A 16132-nucleotide genomic window follows, 5' to 3' on the forward strand; every position below is an offset into this window, starting at 1 on the left:
AGCACTGTGGACAAGTCGGCCACTCCGCCGCCAATTCCGCTCTGACCTGCACGTTTTCCGTCCACTGGCTGTGGGGGAGAAAAACTTTCCCGGCCGGACCAAGATCAGAACAAACGGCGCACAGCCGAAGCCCCGTCTCAGCCCTTGGTAAGGATTCCTCTGGGCTTGTATTCCTTACCTGTGGAAGATTAGATTGCCCGCATGACCCAGGCCGCCGTGGCGCCGCAGAGCAGCCGCCGACAGCATGACCGCGAGATCGTGGCGCTCGCTGTTCCCGCGTTCGGAGCCCTCGTCGCCGAGCCGCTCTTCGTGCTGGTCGACAGCGCAATCGTCGGACACCTCGGCACGCCTCAACTCGCCGGCCTCGGGGTCGCCGCCGCCCTGCTGATGACCGCGGTCAGCGTGTTCGTCTTCCTCGCCTACGCCACCACCGCGGCGGTCGCCCGACGCGTCGGGGCCGGTGAGCTGAGCGGCGCCATCCGTCAGGGGATGGACGGGATCTGGCTCGCCCTGGTGCTGGGCACGGGCGTCGTCGCCGTTGTGCTGCCCGGCGCTCCCTGGCTGGTCGAGCTCTTCGGCGCATCGGACACCGCCGCGCCCTATGCCACGACGTATCTGCGTATATCGAGCCTGGGTATCCCGGCGATGCTCGTCGTCATGGCAGCCACCGGGATTCTGCGGGGCCTCCAGGACACCCGGACCCCTCTCTATGTGGCCGTCGCGGGCTTCGCCGCCAACGCAGCGCTCAACGCCGGGCTGGTCTACGGCGCCGGGCTCGGCATCGCCGGGTCCGCCTGGGGCACTGTGCTCGCCCAGTGCGGAATGGCCGCCGCCTACCTCGTGGTCGTGGTCCGGGGCGCCCGCAGGCACGGCGCCTCCCTGCGGCCCGACCCGGCGGGGATACGCGCCAGCGCCCAGGCCGGTGCTCCCTTGCTGGTGCGGACGCTTTCGCTGCGAGCCGTCCTGCTGATCGCCACGGCTGTGGCTGCGCGCCTGGGCGACACCTCGATCGCCGCACATCAGGTCATCCTGTCCCTCTGGTCCCTGATGGCCTTCGCGCTGGACGCGATCGCCATCGCGGGCCAGGCGATCATCGGCCGCTATCTCGGCGCCGAAGACCCCGACGGCGCGCGGCAGGTCTGCCGTCGCATGGTGCAGTGGGGCATCGTCTCGGGCATGGTGCTGGGTGCTCTGCTCGTCCTGGCCCGGTCGCTGTTCATTCCCCTGTTCACCGGCGACCAGGCGGTGCACAGCACACTGCTGCCGGCGCTGCTGGTGGTGGCCCTTTCCCAGCCCGTGGCCGGGGTGGTGTTCGTCCTGGACGGCGTACTGATGGGCGCCGGTGACGGGCGTTATCTGGCGGTGGCGATGCTGCTGACCCTGGCGGCCTTCGCCCCCGTGGCCCTGCTTGTCCCGGCCCTTGGCGGGGGCCTCACCGCGCTCTGGTGGGCCATGGCGCTGATGATGATCGTGCGCATGCTGACCCTGTGGCTGCGGATGCGCTCGGGCCGCTGGATCGTGACCGGGGCCACCCGCTGACCCGGTGGCTCCCGGCCGATGCTCCGTTTCACGTGAAACGGCGACAGCAGCGCGAAGCTCCGCGTACGGCCAGAACACCAGAACAGCGGAAAGGGCCGCACCCAGCGGGTGCGGCCCTCTCAGGCTCTACGAGCAGTCGCTCAGGCGGCGACGACCTCGATGCCGAGCTTCGCGGCAACCTCGGGGTGCAGACGCACGGACACCTGGTGCGAGCCCAGGGTCTTGATCGGCGAACCGAGCTCAACACGACGCTTGTCGACGTCCGGGCCACCGGCGGACTTGATCGCCGAAGCGATGTCAGCCGGAGTGACGGAGCCGAACAGGCGGCCGGCGTCGCCGGAGCGAACGGCCAGGCGCACCTTGACACCCTCGAGCTTGGCCTTGACCTCGTTGGCCTGCTCGATGGTGGCGATCTCGTGGATCTTGCGGGCGCGGCGGATCTGCGCCACGTCCTTCTCGCCACCCTTGGTCCAGCGGATCGCGAAACCGCGCGGGACCAGGTAGTTGCGAGCGTAGCCGTCCTTGACGTCGACGACGTCGCCAGCGGCACCGAGGCCAGAGACCTCGTGGGTGAGGATGATCTTCATTTCGTAGTCACCCTTCCCTTAGCGCGCGGTGGACGTGTAGGGCAGCAGCGCCATCTCACGGCTGTTCTTGACGGCCGTGGCGACGTCACGCTGGTGCTGCGTGCAGTTGCCGGTGACGCGGCGGGCACGGATCTTGCCGCGGTCGGAAATGAACTTCCGCAGCATGTTCGTGTCCTTGTAGTCCACGTACACGGTCTTGTCCTTGCAGAACGCGCAGACCTTCTTCTTAGGCTTGCGCACAGGCGGCTTCGCCATGGTGTTTCTCCTGTGTGATCAAGAAGTGGGGGTACGAGCTGCCCCGCAGGCCAAGTCCCGATGGGACCGGGCCTTAGAAGGGAGGCTCGTCCGAGTAGCCGCCTCCGGAGCTGCCGCCCCAGTTGCCACCGCCACCCTGCTGCTGGCCACTGGCCGGCGCGCTGCTGGCCCAGGGGTCGTCGGCGGGAGCACCGCCGCCACCCTGCTGGCCACCGCTGGGGCCGCCGCCCCAGTTGCCGCCGCCCTGCTGGCCGCCGCCGTAGCCACCCTGGCCACCACGACCCGTGGTCTTGGTGACCTTGGCCGTGGCGTTCTTGAGACTGGGGCCGACTTCCTCGACGTCCAGCTCGTAGACCGTGCGCTTCACGCCCTCGCGGTCCTCGTACGACCGCTGCTTCAGCCGGCCCTGCACGATGACGCGCATGCCTCGCTGGAGCGACTCGGCGACGTTCTCCGCCGCCTGGCGCCAGACCGAGCAGGTGAGGAAGAGGCTCTCGCCGTCCTTCCACTCGTTGGTCTGGCGGTCGAAGGTACGGGGAGTCGACGCGACACGGAACTTCGCGACCGCCGCACCGGACGGGGTGAAGCGCAGCTCGGGGTCGTCGACGAGATTGCCGACGACCGTGATGACGGTCTCGCCTGCCATGGGTGAACCTCTCGGCGGGATTGCTTCTGGCTGCTTGCTGCTACTCGAACCCGATGACCTCTGAGCTAGGCGCTCAGTGGGTCTCGGGACGGAGGACCTTGGTCCGGAGGACCGACTCGTTCAGGTTCATCTGGCGGTCGAGCTCCTTGACGACCGCAGGCTCAGCCTGGAGGTCGATGACCGAGTAGATGCCCTCGGGCTTCTTCTTGATCTCGTAAGCGAGACGACGACGGCCCCAGGTGTCGACCTTCTCCACCTTTCCGTTGCCCTCACGGACGACGGAGAGGAAGTTCTCGATCAGCGGGGAGACAGCGCGCTCCTCGAGATCGGGGTCGAGGATGACCATCACCTCGTAGTGACGCATGTGGAACCCACCTCCTTTGGACTCAGCGGCCACGGTCGTTCCGTGGCAGGAGGGTCGTGATGCGTAAGCATCGATGTCTACGAGTAAAACAGGCGCCACTGACAATCGGGCTCGAGAACCGAGAATCCGAGTGCTGGCCTGGGCAGACACCGGTGCAGCGGTACACAGTACCCGCACACCCACTTCCGGTTGAAATCCGGCGGTCCCAGGCCGCACCCTGTACACATCGAGTGTGGGCGGCGTCACAGTGCGCCGCCCTCCGGGAACGCGGGACCGCACGACGCCAGGAGGTGCTTCATGGCACAGACAATGCGATCGAATCCCACAGGCTCCCTCTTCGCCACGGACGGGAAATCCCATCCGCTCCAGGACACCCTGATGGTGGCCACTCTGGTGCTGGGTGTGGTGTCGTTCGTGACGGCCCAGTTCGACGGCCTCCATCTGCTCGCTTCATGGACCGGGCTGATCGGGATCCTGACCGGCGGCTACGGTCAGTTCATCTCCGTCACCACCCGCGAGCGCTTCGTCACGATCGTCGGACTGGGTGCCGCAGGCGTCGGCTTCTTCCTCGGGATGGCCCGCGGAGGGCTCTTCGGCGGCCTGATCGGCTACTAGCTCCCCGTTCCACCAGCATGTCCGCCACCCCGCGGCCACGCGGGGCGCCGCCCTGGCCCAGTAGGCTTCCGGCGAGAGCCGGAACCCCTGTACCCATGGGGACACACCTGCCAAGGAGCGCCCCGCATGAGCCTGACCCTGAGGACCATCAGCCGAGAGCAGCATCTGGCGTACATCCAGAGCCTGCCGTCGGCGAGCCACTGCCAGGTCCCCGCATGGGCTGACGTCAAGACGGAGTGGCGCTCCGAGAGCCTCGGCTGGTTCGACAAGAGCGGCGAGCTTGTCGGGGCCGGCCTCGTGCTGTACCGCCAGTTGCCCAAGATCAAGCGGTATCTCGCGTATCTGCCCGAGGGTCCGGTGATCAACTGGTACGCGCCGAACCTGGACGAGTGGCTGACGCCGATGCTGGCCCACCTCAAGAACCAGGGCGCCTTCTCGGTGAAGATGGGCCCGCCGGTGGTCATCCGCCGCTGGGACGCCCCGGCCATCAAGGCCGGCATCCAGGACCCGGATGTGAAGCGCCTGCGCGATGTCCAGGCGACGCACGTCGAGCCGCGCGCCTTCGAGGTGGCGGACCGGCTGCGGAAGATGGGCTGGCAGCAGGGCGAGGACGGGGGCGCCGGCTTCGGTGACGTCCAGCCCCGGTACGTCTACCAGGTGCCGCTGGCCAACCGTTCGCTCGACGATGTCCTCAAGGGCTTCAACCAGTTGTGGCGGCGGAACATCAAGAAGGCCGAGAAGGCCGGCGTCGAGGTCGTCCAGGGCGGCTACGAGGACCTCGCCGAGTGGCAGCGGCTGTACGAGATCACGGCCGTGCGCGACCGCTTCAGGCCCCGTCCGCTCTCGTACTTCCAGCGCATGTGGACCGTCCTCAACAACGAGGACCCCAACCGCATGCGTCTGTACTTCGCGCGGCACGACGGCGTGAACCTCTCCGCCGCGACGATGCTCGTCGTCGGGGGGCACGTCTGGTACTCCTACGGCGCATCCGACAACATCGGCCGTGAGGTTCGTCCCTCGAACGCGATGCAGTGGCGGATGCTGCGCGACGCCTACGCCATGGGGGCCACGGTCTACGACCTGCGTGGCATCAGCGACTCGCTCGACGAGACCGACCACCTCTTCGGTCTCATCCAGTTCAAGGTCGGCACGGGTGGCGAAGCAGTCGAGTACGTCGGCGAGTGGGACTTCCCGCTCAACAAGCTGCTGCACAAGGCGCTAGACATGTACATGTCCCGCCGCTGATCCTTTGATCTTTCCGTAGTCTCAAGCCTCACCCGTACAGCCGAGCTGTCGCTCGTATGTACGACCCCACGTGCACCGACAACACCGACCCCCAAGAAAGGTCCCGGTCCCGGCCATGGCGCTCTCCCTCTATGTAGACACCGCGCGCTGGCGGGCGCACCAGAAGTCGGTGATCGACCAGTTCCCGGGCATCGTCCCGGTCTGCAAGGGCAACGGCTACGGCTTCGGCCACGAGCGGCTGGCCGAGGAGACGACCCGCTTCGGGGCGGACATGCTGGCCGTGGGCACGACCTACGAGGCGGCGCGGATCAAGGACTGGTTCAGTGGTGACCTGCTCGTCCTCACTCCCTTCCGGAGGGGCGAGGAGCCCGTGCCGCTGCCGGACCGGGTCGTCCGCTCCGTGTCATCGGTCGACGGTGTGCATGCCCTGGTGGGCGCACGGGTCGTCATCGAGTGCATGAGCTCCATGAAGCGCCACGGGGTCTCCGAGCAGGACCTGAGCCAGCTGCACGCGGGCATCGATGACGTACGGCTCGAGGGTTTCGCCCTGCATCTGCCGCTCGACCGCACGGATGGCTCGGACGCGGTCGAGGAGGTCATCGGCTGGATGGACCGGCTTCGTGCCGCCAGGCTGCCGTTGCACACCATGTTCGTGAGCCATCTGCGTGCCGATGAACTGGCTCGGTTGCAGCAGCAGTTCCCGCAGACCCGGTTCCGCGCACGGATCGGCACCCGGCTGTGGCTCGGCGACCACGAGGCCACCGAATACCGCGGCTCCGTCCTCGATGTGACGCGTGTGGTCAAGGGTGACCGGTTCGGCTACCGCCAGCAGAAGGCCGCGTCGGACGGATGGCTGGTCGTGGTGGCCGGAGGTACGTCCCACGGTGTCGGCCTGGAGGCACCGAAGGCTTTGCACGGTGTCATGCCGCGCGCCAAGGGTGTGGCCCGGGCCGGCCTGGCCACCGTGAACCGCAACCTCTCGCCGTTCGTCTGGGCGGGCAAGCAGCGCTGGTTCGCGGAACCTCCGCACATGCAGGTCTCGATCCTGTTCGTCCCGGCGGACGCGCAGGAGCCGAAGGTCGGTGACGAGCTGGTCGCCCACCTGCGTCACACGACCACCCAGTACGACCGCCTGGTCGACTGCTAGGCGCTGTCCGGGCGGTAGCCGTCCGGGGTCAGCCCGACGTGGGCTCGCTGGTCCCCCAGTCCACTCGTGGCCCCTCCACCGCCTGGACGGTGTGACGCCCCGGATGCGCCGCGCGGCCCAGCGCGAACACGTCGGGCGCCCGGTCCAGTACACCCCCCGCGGGGTCGTCGGACCCGTCCTGGCGTACCACGTCGCGCTCCGGCATCAGGATGTCCCTGACGACCACGGCGCACAGATACAGCGTCCCCAGCAGATGTGCGGCGATCGCCAGCTGGTAGCCCTCGGGCGGCAGCCCCTGGTGCTTGTCCCCGCTGGTCGTGTAGGCGAGGTACATCCAGATCCCGAGGAAGTACACGACCTCACAGCCCTGCCAGATCAGGAAGTCCCGCCAGCGGGGCCTGGCGAGCGCCGCGAGCGGGATCAGCCACAGCACGTACTGCGGTGAGTAGACCTTGTTGGTGAGGATGAACGCGGCCACGACCAGGAAGGCCAGCTGGCCGACGCGGGGCCGGCGCGGTGCGGTGAGGCTGAGCCACGCGATGCCCGCGCACGCCAGGATCACCAGCAGAGTGGCGTACGTGTTGACGAGCTCCACATCGAGCTCCTCGCCGGTGCGCTGGGTGATGATCAGCCAGAACGAACCGAAGTCGACCTGCCGCTCCTGGCTGAAGGTGTAGAACTTCTTCCAGCCCTCGGGCGCGAGCAGCATCACCGGCACGTTCACCACCAGCCAGGCTCCGGCTGCGCCGAGCAGCGCCGCTCCGTACTCGCGGTACTTGCCCGCCCGCCAGCACAGCACCAGCAGCGGTCCGAGCAGCAGCACGGGGTAGAGCTTGGCCGCGGTGGCCAGCCCGATGAGCACGCCGAAGACCAGCACCCGCCCGCGGGACCACATCAGCATCGCCGCGGCCGTGAGCGCGACAGCCAGCAGGTCCCAGTTGATGGTGGCGGTGAGGGCGAAGGCGGGCGCGAGGGCGACCAGCAGCCCGTCCCAGGGGCGGTTGCGCTGGGTCCGGGTGACACAGACCGCGATGATCACGGCGCAGATCAGCAGCATGCCGGCGTTGACCAGCCAGTACATCTGCTCGCGGTACTGGAGGTCCCCGTCGAAGGGCGCCGTAAGCCAGGCGGCGACCTGCATGAAGAGGCCCGTCAGGACCGGGTACTCGAGGTACTCCATGTCACCGGTCAGTCGGTCGAAGTACGGGACCAGCCCGTCGGCGAAACCGCGCCCGAGAAAGAGGTGGGGGATGTCCGAGTAGCAGGCGTGGGTGTACTGGGAGCTTGAGCCCCGGAACCACGCCCAGTTGTAGCAGGGCAGCTTCTGCACCATGCCAAGGGCGAACATCCCGATCGCGACCAGCGCGATGACCCGCACCGGTGTGAACCAGCTGCTGCCGACCCACGCGGCACGGCCCAGCGGTCCGCCGATCAGCTCGCTGCCGGCGATTGCGACCTCGTCCCGCCGCGTGGGAGGCACCACGGGCTGTTCCTGGTGCACGCTGGTCTTCTGTGGGCTCGGCATAGGGCACATCCTGCCGCACCACCCTGTCAGAGCGGCGCTCCTGTGGACAACGGGGAAGACGCCGTCAACGGCCTGTGGACAAGCACCCTGTGGACGAGCGGCGAGGGCCGCCGCGCCGACTGTCTCGGCACGGCGGCCCTCGTGGCCGTACTCACGGGGTCGGCGGGAGCGTCAGCCGTCCGGCCCCCCAAAGATCCCGCCGTTGTCATTGGCTCCGGCGCCGTTGCCCCCGTTGCCGTTGCTGTCCGGTGGCGGTGACGAGCTGGTGGGTACCCCGCCGTCCGTGCCGTCGGTCGTACCACCCACGTCGTTGCCGGCGTTGTCGCCTCCGCCGTCCTGGCCGCCGACGGGGTCACAGTTCCAGTCGAAGCGCCCGCAGCTCTCGCTGGGCTCCGGCGATTCGGAGGGCGACACGGAGGGGCTCGCCGACGGACTCTCCGAGGGTTCCTCGGAAGGCGAGGTGGACGGAGACGCCGACGGCGAGGAGCAGATCTTGCCGCCTCCGCAGACGGCCTCGGCGTCCAGCGGCTCCGGCTCGGGGAACGGAATCACCTTCTCGCCCTTGAGCGCGTCCGTCATGTAGTCCTTGAAGATCTCGGACGGGAACGACGCACCGTGGATCTTCCGCTGCCCGCCGGTCCCGTACATCTCGAGGAACTTACGGTTCTTGTTCTCCGCGTTGTCGTCCATCCGGTACATGTCGATGGCCGTCACCAGCTGCGGTGTGTAGCCCACGAACCAGGCGGACTTGTTGCCGTCGGTGGTACCGGTCTTGCCGGCGACATCGCGTCCCGGAAGCTGGGCGTTGGTGCCGGTGCCCTTTTTCACGACATCGGCGAGCACGTCGGTCACATTGCTGGCGATGGCGGTCGAGAAGGCCGTCCTGGTCTTGTTCTCGTGCTGGTAGACCGTCTTGCCGCCCTTCTTGACCTCGGTCACGGAGTACGGGTCGTGCTGCTTGCCGTTGGAGGCGAACGTGGCGTACGCACCCGCCATACGGATGGCGCTGGGGCTGGAGATACCGAGCGAGAACGACGGGACTTCGCCCTTGACCAGGCTGTCCTCCCTGAGGCCGGCCTTGACCGCGGTCTGCCGCACGTTGTCGATGCCGATGTCCATGCCCAGCTGGGCATAAGGCGAGTTGGCCGAGTGGATCATGGCTTCGCGGAGGGAGATGTTCTTGTAGGACTCACCGCCGTCGTTGGTCTGGAGCCATTCCTCGTTCTTCTCGTTGCGCCAGACGGTGCCGTCGTACTTCCTGATCTTGAGCTTGTTGAGGCCGCTGTACTTGCTCCGGTCGGGATCGACCAGGGTGCGGGTGTCCGCCGTCTGGCTCTCACCGAGGGAGGGATCGCGCACACCGACGTCCATGGCCGCGGCCAGGACGAAGGGCTTGAAGGTCGATCCGACCTGGGCACCGGTCTCGTCGGCGTTGTTGGTGAAGTGCTTGGTCGCGTCGGCGCCGCCGTAGATGGCGACGATCGCGCCGCTCTCCGGATCCACCGAGGCGCCGCCGAACTGGACGTGGGTGTCCTTGTCCGGGCGCTTCTTGGGATCGATGTTCTTGTCGTAGACCTTCTTGACCGAGTCCTTGAGCGCCTCCACCTTCTTCTTGTCGAAGGTGGTGTAGATCTCGTAGCCGCCCTTGGACAGCTCCTCGGCCGTGACGCCCTGGTCGTTGTTGTTGATGAAGTTGGCCTTGGCCAGGTCCACGAGATAGCCGGTCTGCCCGCTCAGCTGGGCGTCCTTCTTCGGCCTCAGGACCTTGGGAAACTTGGTGAACTCAGCTCGCTTCGCAGCTGTGAGGTGACCGTCCTTGACCATCTCGCCGAGGATCCAGCTCCAGCGCTCGGTGACGCGCCGGGTGTTCTCCTTCTCGGTGGCGGCCGGGTCGATCTCGGTGGCACCGGCCGGGTCGAAGTACGTGGCGCCCTTCAGGAGCGACGCGAGGAAGGCGCACTGGCTGGCGTCGAGGCTCTTCGCGTCCTTGCCGAAGTACGTGCGCGCCGCCGCCTGGACCCCGTAGGCACCGCGCCCGTAGTAGGAGGTGTTCAGGTAGCCCGCCATGATCTCCTCTTTGGAGAGCTCCGTGCCCACCTTCATGGAGATGAAGAGCTCCTTGAACTTTCGGTTCAAGGTCTGTTCCTGGCTCAGCATGGCGTTCTTGACGTACTGCTGGGTGATGGTGGAGCCGCCCTGGGTCTCGCCGCCCCTCGCCATGTTGACGACGGCTCGGGCGATACCCATCGGGTCGATGCCCGAGTCGGTCTTGAACGTCTTGTTCTCCGCGGAGATCACGGCGTTCTTCATGTCCAGCGGAATGTTCTCGGGCGTGAGGATCTGCCGGTTGACCTCGCCGCCCGTGGCGGCCATCTGGGTCTTGTCTTTCCAGTAGTAGACGTTGTTCTGCGCCGAGGCGGCGTCGTCCGCGTTCGGTACCACGACCATCGCGTAGGCGATGGTGCCCGCCGCCATCAGGCTCCCGACGAATCCGAGCGTCAGACCCGTCATGAGCTTCCATGAGGGCACCCAGCGCCGCCAGCCGTACCTGTTGTGGCGCGGGTAGTCGATCAGCCGCCGTTTACCGGGGTCGCCGCCCCGGCCACCGCCGGGACCGCCCTGGCCTCCGCCGCGACCGCCTCGGCGGCCGCCGTGACCTCCGTGGCCCGCTCCGCCCGCCTCGGCGGCTCTTCTGCGCCCACCGCCGCCGTTCTGGGCGGCGCGCCGGGCCTCGGCGCGGCCGCCGTGCGACGACTGCGGTCCGTATCCGTCTGAGGGGGATCCGGTGCCGGCGCCCCCGTGGGGGGCTGCTCGGCGGCCTGTCGGCTGCTGGGCGGCGCGCCTGGCCGCTGCACGTCCGCCACCCTGCGGTTGGGGCGGTTTGCGACGGTGCTCGCTCATCGAACGACTACTCCTCGGGCAGGCATAAACGCCTGGAAGCGGTAGTTGAGATCCGGTCCCCCCGCAATGAATACGGACCAGCCCGTCGCCGGGCTCATCCGTGATGCATCCGGGAGGACGACGTCTGAAGACGTCGCTTGGTTCCCGGTGGTCTGCATCCGCACAGACTACGCAGGGGCAAAACGTGCTTAAGCGGGAAATCCACCCCTAAACCGGCAAGTCCACTGCTGTGAATTGACGGTGTGACGCCGGTCACGAGAGTCCCACTTGTCGACACAGGGCTACCCCTCTATCGTCTGGATGTATCGAGTCGATACATCAGAGCGGCATAACCGCCGGCGCGAGCAGCACCGGAGCCGGGAAGGACGGAGGAGGGGATCGATGAGCAGACGCTCCGGCATCCTCGAGTTCGCCGTCCTCGGCCTGCTCCGTGAGGCTCCGATGCACGGATACGAGCTGCGCAAGCGGCTCAACACGTCGCTGGGGATCTTCCGGGCGTTCAGCTACGGGACGCTCTACCCCTGCCTCAAGACGCTGGTCGCAAACGGCTGGTTGATCGAAGAGCCGGGCAGCGCGCCCGAGGACGCCCTCGCCGCCTCACTGGCGGCGGGACGACGGGCCAAGATCGTCTACCGTCTGACCGCCGAGGGCAAGGAACACTTCGAGGAGCTCCTCTCCCACACCGGCCCCGACACCTGGGAGGACGAGCACTTCGCGGCTCGCTTCGCCTTCTTCGGGCAGACGGAGCGCGAGGTGAGGATGCGTGTGCTGGAAGGCAGACGCAGCAGGCTCGAGGAGCGGCTGGAGAAGATGCGCGCCTCCCTCACCCGTACACGCGAGCGCCTCGACGACTACACGCTTGAGCTCCAGCGCCACGGTATGGAATCCGTGGAGCGCGAGGTGCGCTGGCTGAACGAGCTCATCGAGAGCGAGCGGGCGGGGCGGGACCAGCGCCGGTCCCCTTCCGCCGAGGACAACGCTCGGCAGGACACCACATCTGGAGAAGCGGGCGGCCTACCCCGGCACCGGGGTGCAGCGCCCCCTGAAGGGGGCCCTTCGGGGGCGCCCGACCAGCCGGATCCGTCCGACGACACCACCAAGTGAGACCCGCGGACACGCAGGTCTCGTACGAGAACAAACAGGGAGCAACCGGAATGGGTTCGGTTCGCGTAGCCATCGTCGGCGTGGGCAACTGCGCCGCCTCGCTGGTGCAGGGCGTCGAGTACTACAAGGACGCCGACCCGGCCTCCAAGGTGCCGGGGCTGATGCACGTCCAGTTCGGCGACTACCACGTGCGGGACGTCGAGTTCGTGGCCGCCTTCGACGTCGACGCGAAGAAGGTCGGTCTCGACCTCGCGGACGCCATCGGTGCCAGCGAGAACAACACCATCAAGATCTGCGACGTGCCGACCACGGGTGTGAAGGTCCAGCGCGGCCACACCCTCGACGGTCTGGGCAAGTACTATCGCGAGACCATCGAGGAGTCTGCCGAGGCTCCCGTGGACATCGTCCAGGTCCTCAAGGACCAGCAGGTCGACGTGCTCGTCTGCTACCTGCCGGTGGGCTCCGAGGACGCGGCGAAGTACTACGCGCAGTGCGCCATCGACGCCAAGGTCGGCTTCGTCAACGCGCTCCCGGTCTTCATCGCCGGCACCAAGGAGTGGGCGGACAAGTTCACCGAGGCAGGTGTGCCGATCGTCGGTGACGACATCAAGTCCCAGGTGGGTGCCACCATCACGCACCGTGTCATGGCGAAGCTGTTCGAGGACCGCGGTGTGATCCTGGACCGCACGATGCAGCTGAACGTCGGCGGCAACATGGACTTCAAGAACATGCTCGAGCGCGAGCGCCTGGAGTCCAAGAAGATCTCCAAGACCCAGGCCGTCACGTCCCAGATCCCGGACCGTGACCTCGGCGAGAAGAACGTCCACATCGGCCCGTCGGACTACGTGGCCTGGCTGGACGACCGCAAGTGGGCGTACGTGCGCCTCGAGGGCCGCGCCTTCGGTGACGTCCCGCTGAACCTGGAGTACAAGCTCGAGGTCTGGGACTCCCCGAACTCGGCCGGTGTCATCATCGACGCCGTGCGTGCCGCGAAGATCGCCAAGGACCGCGGCATCGGCGGCCCGATCCTCTCCGCGTCCTCGTACTTCATGAAGTCCCCGCCGGTCCAGTACTTCGACGACGAGGCCCGCGAGAACGTCGAGAAGTTCATCAAGGGCGAGGTCGAGCGCTAAGCACCAGCGCACACCGTCCTGCCGGACACCCGAGGGTCCCCGTGGCATCTGCCCGGGGGCCCTCGTCCTGTGTGACGCTTGCGCACATGCCTGTCGTACGTGATCTGCGCGTACTCCTGCGCTTCTCCGGCTTCCGCCGCCTACTGACCGTGCGTCTCCTGTCCCAGTCTGCTGACGGGGTCTACCAGGTCGCGCTCGCCACCTATGTCGTCTTCTCACCGGAGCGGCAGACCTCGCCGACCGCGATCGCTTCGGCCATGGCCGTGCTGCTGCTGCCGTACTCGCTCGTCGGCCCCTTCGCCGGAGTACTCCTGGACCGCTGGCAGCGGCGCCAGGTGTTCCTCTACGGCAACGTGCTACGTGCCGCACTCGCCGCCCTCACGGCTCTGCTGATCACCGCCGCCCTCCCGGACTGGCTCTTCTATGTCTCGGCCCTCTGTGTGACGGCTGTCAACCGGTTCATCCTGGCGGGGCTGTCCGCCTCCCTGCCACGGGTGGTCGACGAGGACCGGCTGGTGATGGCCAACTCCGTGTCACCGACCGCGGGAACACTCGCCGCTACAGCAGGCGGCGGACTCGCCTTCGCCGTACGTGTGGTCGTGGCCGACTCCGATGCAGCGGTCGTCCTCCTCGGCGCCGTGCTCTACCTCTGCGCCGGACTCGCCTCACTGCGGATGGCGCGCGCACTACTCGGCCCCGATCCAGAGCAGTTGCAGCCACGCCTTGCCGCGGCGCTGGCCTCGACCGCCCGCGGTCTCATCGGCGGACTACGTCACCTCGCCGAACGCCGGAACGCCACCAGAGCCCTCGTATCGATGACCCTGCTCCGCTTCTGCTACGGCGCACTGACCGTCATGGTGCTGACGCTGTGCCGACACGCCTGGTCGACGACCGAGAAGGAAGGGCTGACCCTGCTGGGGCTGACCGTGGGCGTTTCAGGGGCCGGCTTCCTCACCGCGGCCGTCATCACGCCATGGGCGGTGAACCGGCTAGGGCCGTTCGGCTGGATGGCGACATGCGCGGGAGTCGCAGCCGTACTCGAGCCGGCCCTCGGTCTGCCGTTCACGCCCGCGCCGATGCTCGCCGCCGCATTCGTCCTCGGGGTCATCACCCAGGGAGCGAAGATCGCCGCCGACACGGTCGTCCAGACCAGCGTCGATGACGCCTTCCGCGGCCGGGTGTTCTCCCTCTACGACATGCTCTTCAATGTCGCCTTCGTCGCGGCGGTAGGGATGGCCGCACTGATCCTGCCCCCCGACGGCACGTCCGGGCCGCTGGTGGTCCTGGTGGCTCTGCTCTATACGGCCGTCGCGCTCGCCATGGCGCGCTGGCGCTGGAACGGGGCCTGATGTTTCACGTGAAACACAGCCTTCCGGCTATGCCCGAGTGCGGTGTTTCACGTGAAACATGACGGCTGCGCTCCGGACAGGGTCAGCCCTGCGCCGCCCACCACTCCTTGAGTGCGGCCACGGCGGCCTCATGCTCCATCGGCCCGTGCTCCAGACGCAGCTCCAGCAGCGCCTTGTAAGCCTTGCCGACCACCGGCCCCGGACCGACACCGAGAATCTCCATGATCTGGTTGCCATCCAGATCCGGACGGATCGAGTCCAGCTCTTCTTGTTCCTTCAGCTCGGCGATGCGCTCCTCAAGCCCGTCATAGGAGCGAGAGAGCGCGCTCGCCTTCCGCTTGTTCCGGGTCGTGCAGTCCGAGCGGGTCAGCTTGTGAAGGCGCTCCAGCAGGGGTCCTGCGTCCCGTACATAGCGCCGCACCGCCGAGTCGGTCCATTCACCGTCGCCATAGCCATGGAAACGCAGATGCAGTTCCACCAGCCGCGCGATGTCCCTGACCATGTCGTTGGAGTACTTGAGCGCCGTCAGTCGCTTCTTGACCATCTTGGCTCCCACCACCTCGTGGTGATGGAAGGAGACCCGGCCATCCGACTCGAAGCGCCGGGTCCTGGGCTTGCCGATGTCATGCAGCAGCGCGGACAGGCGCAGCACCAGATCCGGACCGTCCTTCTCCAGATCGATCGCCTGGTCCAGCACGGTCAGTGAGTGCTCGTACACATCCTTGTGGCGGTGGTGCTCGTCACTCTCCAGCCGAAGCGCGGGCAGCTCGGGGAGGAAGTGCTCGGCGAGACCTGTGTCGACGAGCTGCGCCAGGCCCTTTCGCGGGTGCCGCGAAAGGATCAGTTTGTTGAGCTCGTCACGGACGCGCTCGGCGGAGACGATCTCGATCCGGTCCGCCATGTCCTTCATCGCGCCGACGACCTCGGGGGCCACCTCGAAGTCGAGCTGAGCGGCGAAACGCGCGGCCCGCAGCATGCGCAGCGGGTCGTCGGAGAACGACTCCTCGGGTGTTCCGGGGGTACGCAGCACCCGGGCAGCCAGATCCTGGCGACCGCCGTGGGGGTCGATGAACTCCTTCTCCGGGAGGGCGAGCGCCATCGCGTTCACCGTGAAGTCCCGGCGGACGAGGTCCTCCTCGATGGAGTCGCCGTAGGACACCTCGGGCTTGCGCGAGGTCCGGTCGTACGCCTCGGATCGATAGGTAGTGACCTCGATCTGGAAGCGCTGGACGGCGTCCCCGACACGGGCGTCCTTCTGGCAGCCCACGGTGCCGAACGCGATCCCCACCTCCCATACCGAGTCCGCCCAAGGCCGGACGATCTTCAGCACGTCCTCAGGACGGGCGTCCGTGGTGAAGTCGAGGTCATTGCCGAGCCGCCCCAGCAGCGCGTCCCGGACCGACCCGCCGACCAGGGCAAGGCGGAACCCCGCCTGCTGGAAGCGGTGAGCAAGCTCATCGGCGACAGGGGACACTCGCAGCAGTTCACTGACCGCGCGATGCTGCGCCTGACTCAGTGCGGTCTGGTTGTCTTCGTTGGCGTTCGGCACAACAGCACAGGGTACGTGCCCGCGCAGACGGGGGCTTCCCTGTTTCCCCTCTGTGCCGGCACAGGTCCCCGGGCCGGGGACGGAACCGATCATGAGGAGCGGTCCGCGGCACTTCGTCATGGCGCACCTCGTTACCATGCCTGGATACGGCCGGTGCGGTCAGGGCACTGATA

Annotated in this window: 14 protein-coding genes; 7 read left to right on the plus strand and 7 right to left on the minus strand. The window is 67.4% G+C overall.

What is annotated here, in order from left to right:
- The first annotated feature begins 201 nt into the window (after positions 1-201).
- Positions 202-1539 (plus strand): MATE family efflux transporter, encoded by a 1338-nt coding sequence (locus tag ABZ532_RS10965; protein WP_361281024.1) that lies wholly within the window; start codon positions 202-204, stop codon positions 1537-1539.
- A gap of 140 nt (positions 1540-1679) precedes the next feature.
- Here the strand turns inward: ABZ532_RS10965 and rplI are convergent, their stop codons facing one another.
- The 4 genes from rplI to rpsF form a co-directional block, all read right to left on the minus strand.
- Positions 1680-2126 carry a 50S ribosomal protein L9 gene (gene rplI / locus ABZ532_RS10970; protein ID WP_361281025.1) on the minus strand — a complete coding sequence of 149 codons (447 nt, stop codon included), beginning with the start codon at positions 2124-2126 and terminating at the stop codon, positions 1680-1682.
- An 18-nt stretch (positions 2127-2144) separates the two neighbouring features.
- Entirely contained in the window at positions 2145-2381 is a 237-nt protein-coding gene (gene rpsR, locus ABZ532_RS10975) for a 30S ribosomal protein S18 (protein ID WP_003956534.1), read from the minus strand.
- A 73-nt stretch (positions 2382-2454) separates the two neighbouring features.
- Positions 2455-3027: a single-stranded DNA-binding protein gene (locus ABZ532_RS10980; RefSeq protein WP_361281026.1), complete on the minus strand. Its 573-nt coding sequence runs from the start codon at positions 3025-3027 to the stop codon at positions 2455-2457.
- Between the two features lie 73 nt (positions 3028-3100).
- A complete protein-coding gene (rpsF, locus tag ABZ532_RS10985; RefSeq protein WP_004950685.1) occupies positions 3101-3391 on the minus strand; it encodes a 30S ribosomal protein S6 in 291 nt (96 codons plus the stop codon).
- 297 nt (positions 3392-3688) lie between these two features.
- Between rpsF and ABZ532_RS10990 the strand changes: the two genes are divergently transcribed.
- From ABZ532_RS10990 to ABZ532_RS11000, 3 genes are all read left to right on the plus strand, one after another.
- Positions 3689-4006 (plus strand): hypothetical protein, encoded by a 318-nt coding sequence (locus ABZ532_RS10990; protein ID WP_361281027.1) that lies wholly within the window; start codon positions 3689-3691, stop codon positions 4004-4006.
- Positions 4007-4132: 126 nt separating this feature from the next.
- Positions 4133-5251, plus strand: a complete 1119-nt coding sequence (locus ABZ532_RS10995; RefSeq protein WP_361281028.1) for a peptidoglycan bridge formation glycyltransferase FemA/FemB family protein — start codon at positions 4133-4135, stop codon at positions 5249-5251.
- Positions 5252-5366: 115 nt separating this feature from the next.
- A complete protein-coding gene (locus tag ABZ532_RS11000) occupies positions 5367-6398 on the plus strand; it encodes an alanine racemase (RefSeq protein ID WP_361281029.1) in 1032 nt (343 codons plus the stop codon).
- A 28-nt stretch (positions 6399-6426) separates the two neighbouring features.
- On the opposite strand, the gene ABZ532_RS11005 is transcribed toward ABZ532_RS11000, so the two are convergent.
- Both ABZ532_RS11005 and ABZ532_RS11010 read right to left on the minus strand, forming a co-directional pair.
- The gene (locus ABZ532_RS11005) at positions 6427-7923 is read right to left on the minus strand and encodes a glycosyltransferase 87 family protein (protein WP_361281031.1); all 1497 of its coding nucleotides are present in this window, start codon (positions 7921-7923) and stop codon (positions 6427-6429) included.
- A 171-nt stretch (positions 7924-8094) separates the two neighbouring features.
- Positions 8095-10824: a transglycosylase domain-containing protein gene (locus tag ABZ532_RS11010; RefSeq protein ID WP_361281033.1), complete on the minus strand. Its 2730-nt coding sequence runs from the start codon at positions 10822-10824 to the stop codon at positions 8095-8097.
- 381 nt (positions 10825-11205) lie between these two features.
- On the opposite strand from ABZ532_RS11010, the gene ABZ532_RS11015 reads away from it, so the two are divergent.
- The 3 genes from ABZ532_RS11015 to ABZ532_RS11025 all read left to right on the plus strand — a co-directional run bounded on the left by ABZ532_RS11015 (position 11206) and on the right by ABZ532_RS11025 (position 14410).
- Positions 11206-11928, plus strand: coding sequence for a PadR family transcriptional regulator (locus ABZ532_RS11015; protein WP_361281034.1), 723 nt, complete (start codon positions 11206-11208; stop codon positions 11926-11928).
- A gap of 50 nt (positions 11929-11978) precedes the next feature.
- Positions 11979-13061, plus strand: coding sequence for an inositol-3-phosphate synthase (locus tag ABZ532_RS11020; RefSeq protein ID WP_361281035.1), 1083 nt, complete (start codon positions 11979-11981; stop codon positions 13059-13061).
- 86 nt (positions 13062-13147) lie between these two features.
- Positions 13148-14410 (plus strand): MFS transporter, encoded by a 1263-nt coding sequence (locus ABZ532_RS11025; RefSeq protein ID WP_361281037.1) that lies wholly within the window; start codon positions 13148-13150, stop codon positions 14408-14410.
- 82 nt (positions 14411-14492) lie between these two features.
- Here ABZ532_RS11025 and ABZ532_RS11030 read toward each other — a convergent pair whose 3' ends face one another.
- Entirely contained in the window at positions 14493-15959 is a 1467-nt protein-coding gene (locus tag ABZ532_RS11030) for a CCA tRNA nucleotidyltransferase (protein WP_361281038.1), read from the minus strand.
- Positions 15960-16132: the final 173 nt, after the last annotated feature.

The organism is Streptomyces sp. NPDC019396 (assembly GCF_040632375.1).
Taxonomy (GTDB): Bacteria; Actinomycetota; Actinomycetes; order Streptomycetales; family Streptomycetaceae; genus Streptomyces.

What these genes read in the sequence shown, in the direction of transcription:
- ABZ532_RS10965 (WP_361281024.1), top strand. Translation starts at nt 202, where the DNA reads ATGACCCAGGCCGCCGTGGCGCCGCAGAGCAGCCGCCGACAGCATGAC.
- rplI (WP_361281025.1), bottom strand. Translation starts at nt 2,126, where the DNA reads ATGAAGATCATCCTCACCCACGAGGTCTCTGGCCTCGGTGCCGCTGGC.
- rpsR (WP_003956534.1), bottom strand. Translation starts at nt 2,381, where the DNA reads ATGGCGAAGCCGCCTGTGCGCAAGCCTAAGAAGAAGGTCTGCGCGTTC.
- ABZ532_RS10980 (WP_361281026.1), bottom strand. Translation starts at nt 3,027, where the DNA reads ATGGCAGGCGAGACCGTCATCACGGTCGTCGGCAATCTCGTCGACGAC.
- rpsF (WP_004950685.1), bottom strand. Translation starts at nt 3,391, where the DNA reads ATGCGTCACTACGAGGTGATGGTCATCCTCGACCCCGATCTCGAGGAG.
- ABZ532_RS10990 (WP_361281027.1), top strand. Translation starts at nt 3,689, where the DNA reads ATGGCACAGACAATGCGATCGAATCCCACAGGCTCCCTCTTCGCCACG.
- ABZ532_RS10995 (WP_361281028.1), top strand. Translation starts at nt 4,133, where the DNA reads ATGAGCCTGACCCTGAGGACCATCAGCCGAGAGCAGCATCTGGCGTAC.
- ABZ532_RS11000 (WP_361281029.1), top strand. Translation starts at nt 5,367, where the DNA reads ATGGCGCTCTCCCTCTATGTAGACACCGCGCGCTGGCGGGCGCACCAG.
- ABZ532_RS11005 (WP_361281031.1), bottom strand. Translation starts at nt 7,923, where the DNA reads ATGCCGAGCCCACAGAAGACCAGCGTGCACCAGGAACAGCCCGTGGTG.
- ABZ532_RS11010 (WP_361281033.1), bottom strand. Translation starts at nt 10,824, where the DNA reads ATGAGCGAGCACCGTCGCAAACCGCCCCAACCGCAGGGTGGCGGACGT.
- ABZ532_RS11015 (WP_361281034.1), top strand. Translation starts at nt 11,206, where the DNA reads ATGAGCAGACGCTCCGGCATCCTCGAGTTCGCCGTCCTCGGCCTGCTC.
- ABZ532_RS11020 (WP_361281035.1), top strand. Translation starts at nt 11,979, where the DNA reads ATGGGTTCGGTTCGCGTAGCCATCGTCGGCGTGGGCAACTGCGCCGCC.
- ABZ532_RS11025 (WP_361281037.1), top strand. Translation starts at nt 13,148, where the DNA reads ATGCCTGTCGTACGTGATCTGCGCGTACTCCTGCGCTTCTCCGGCTTC.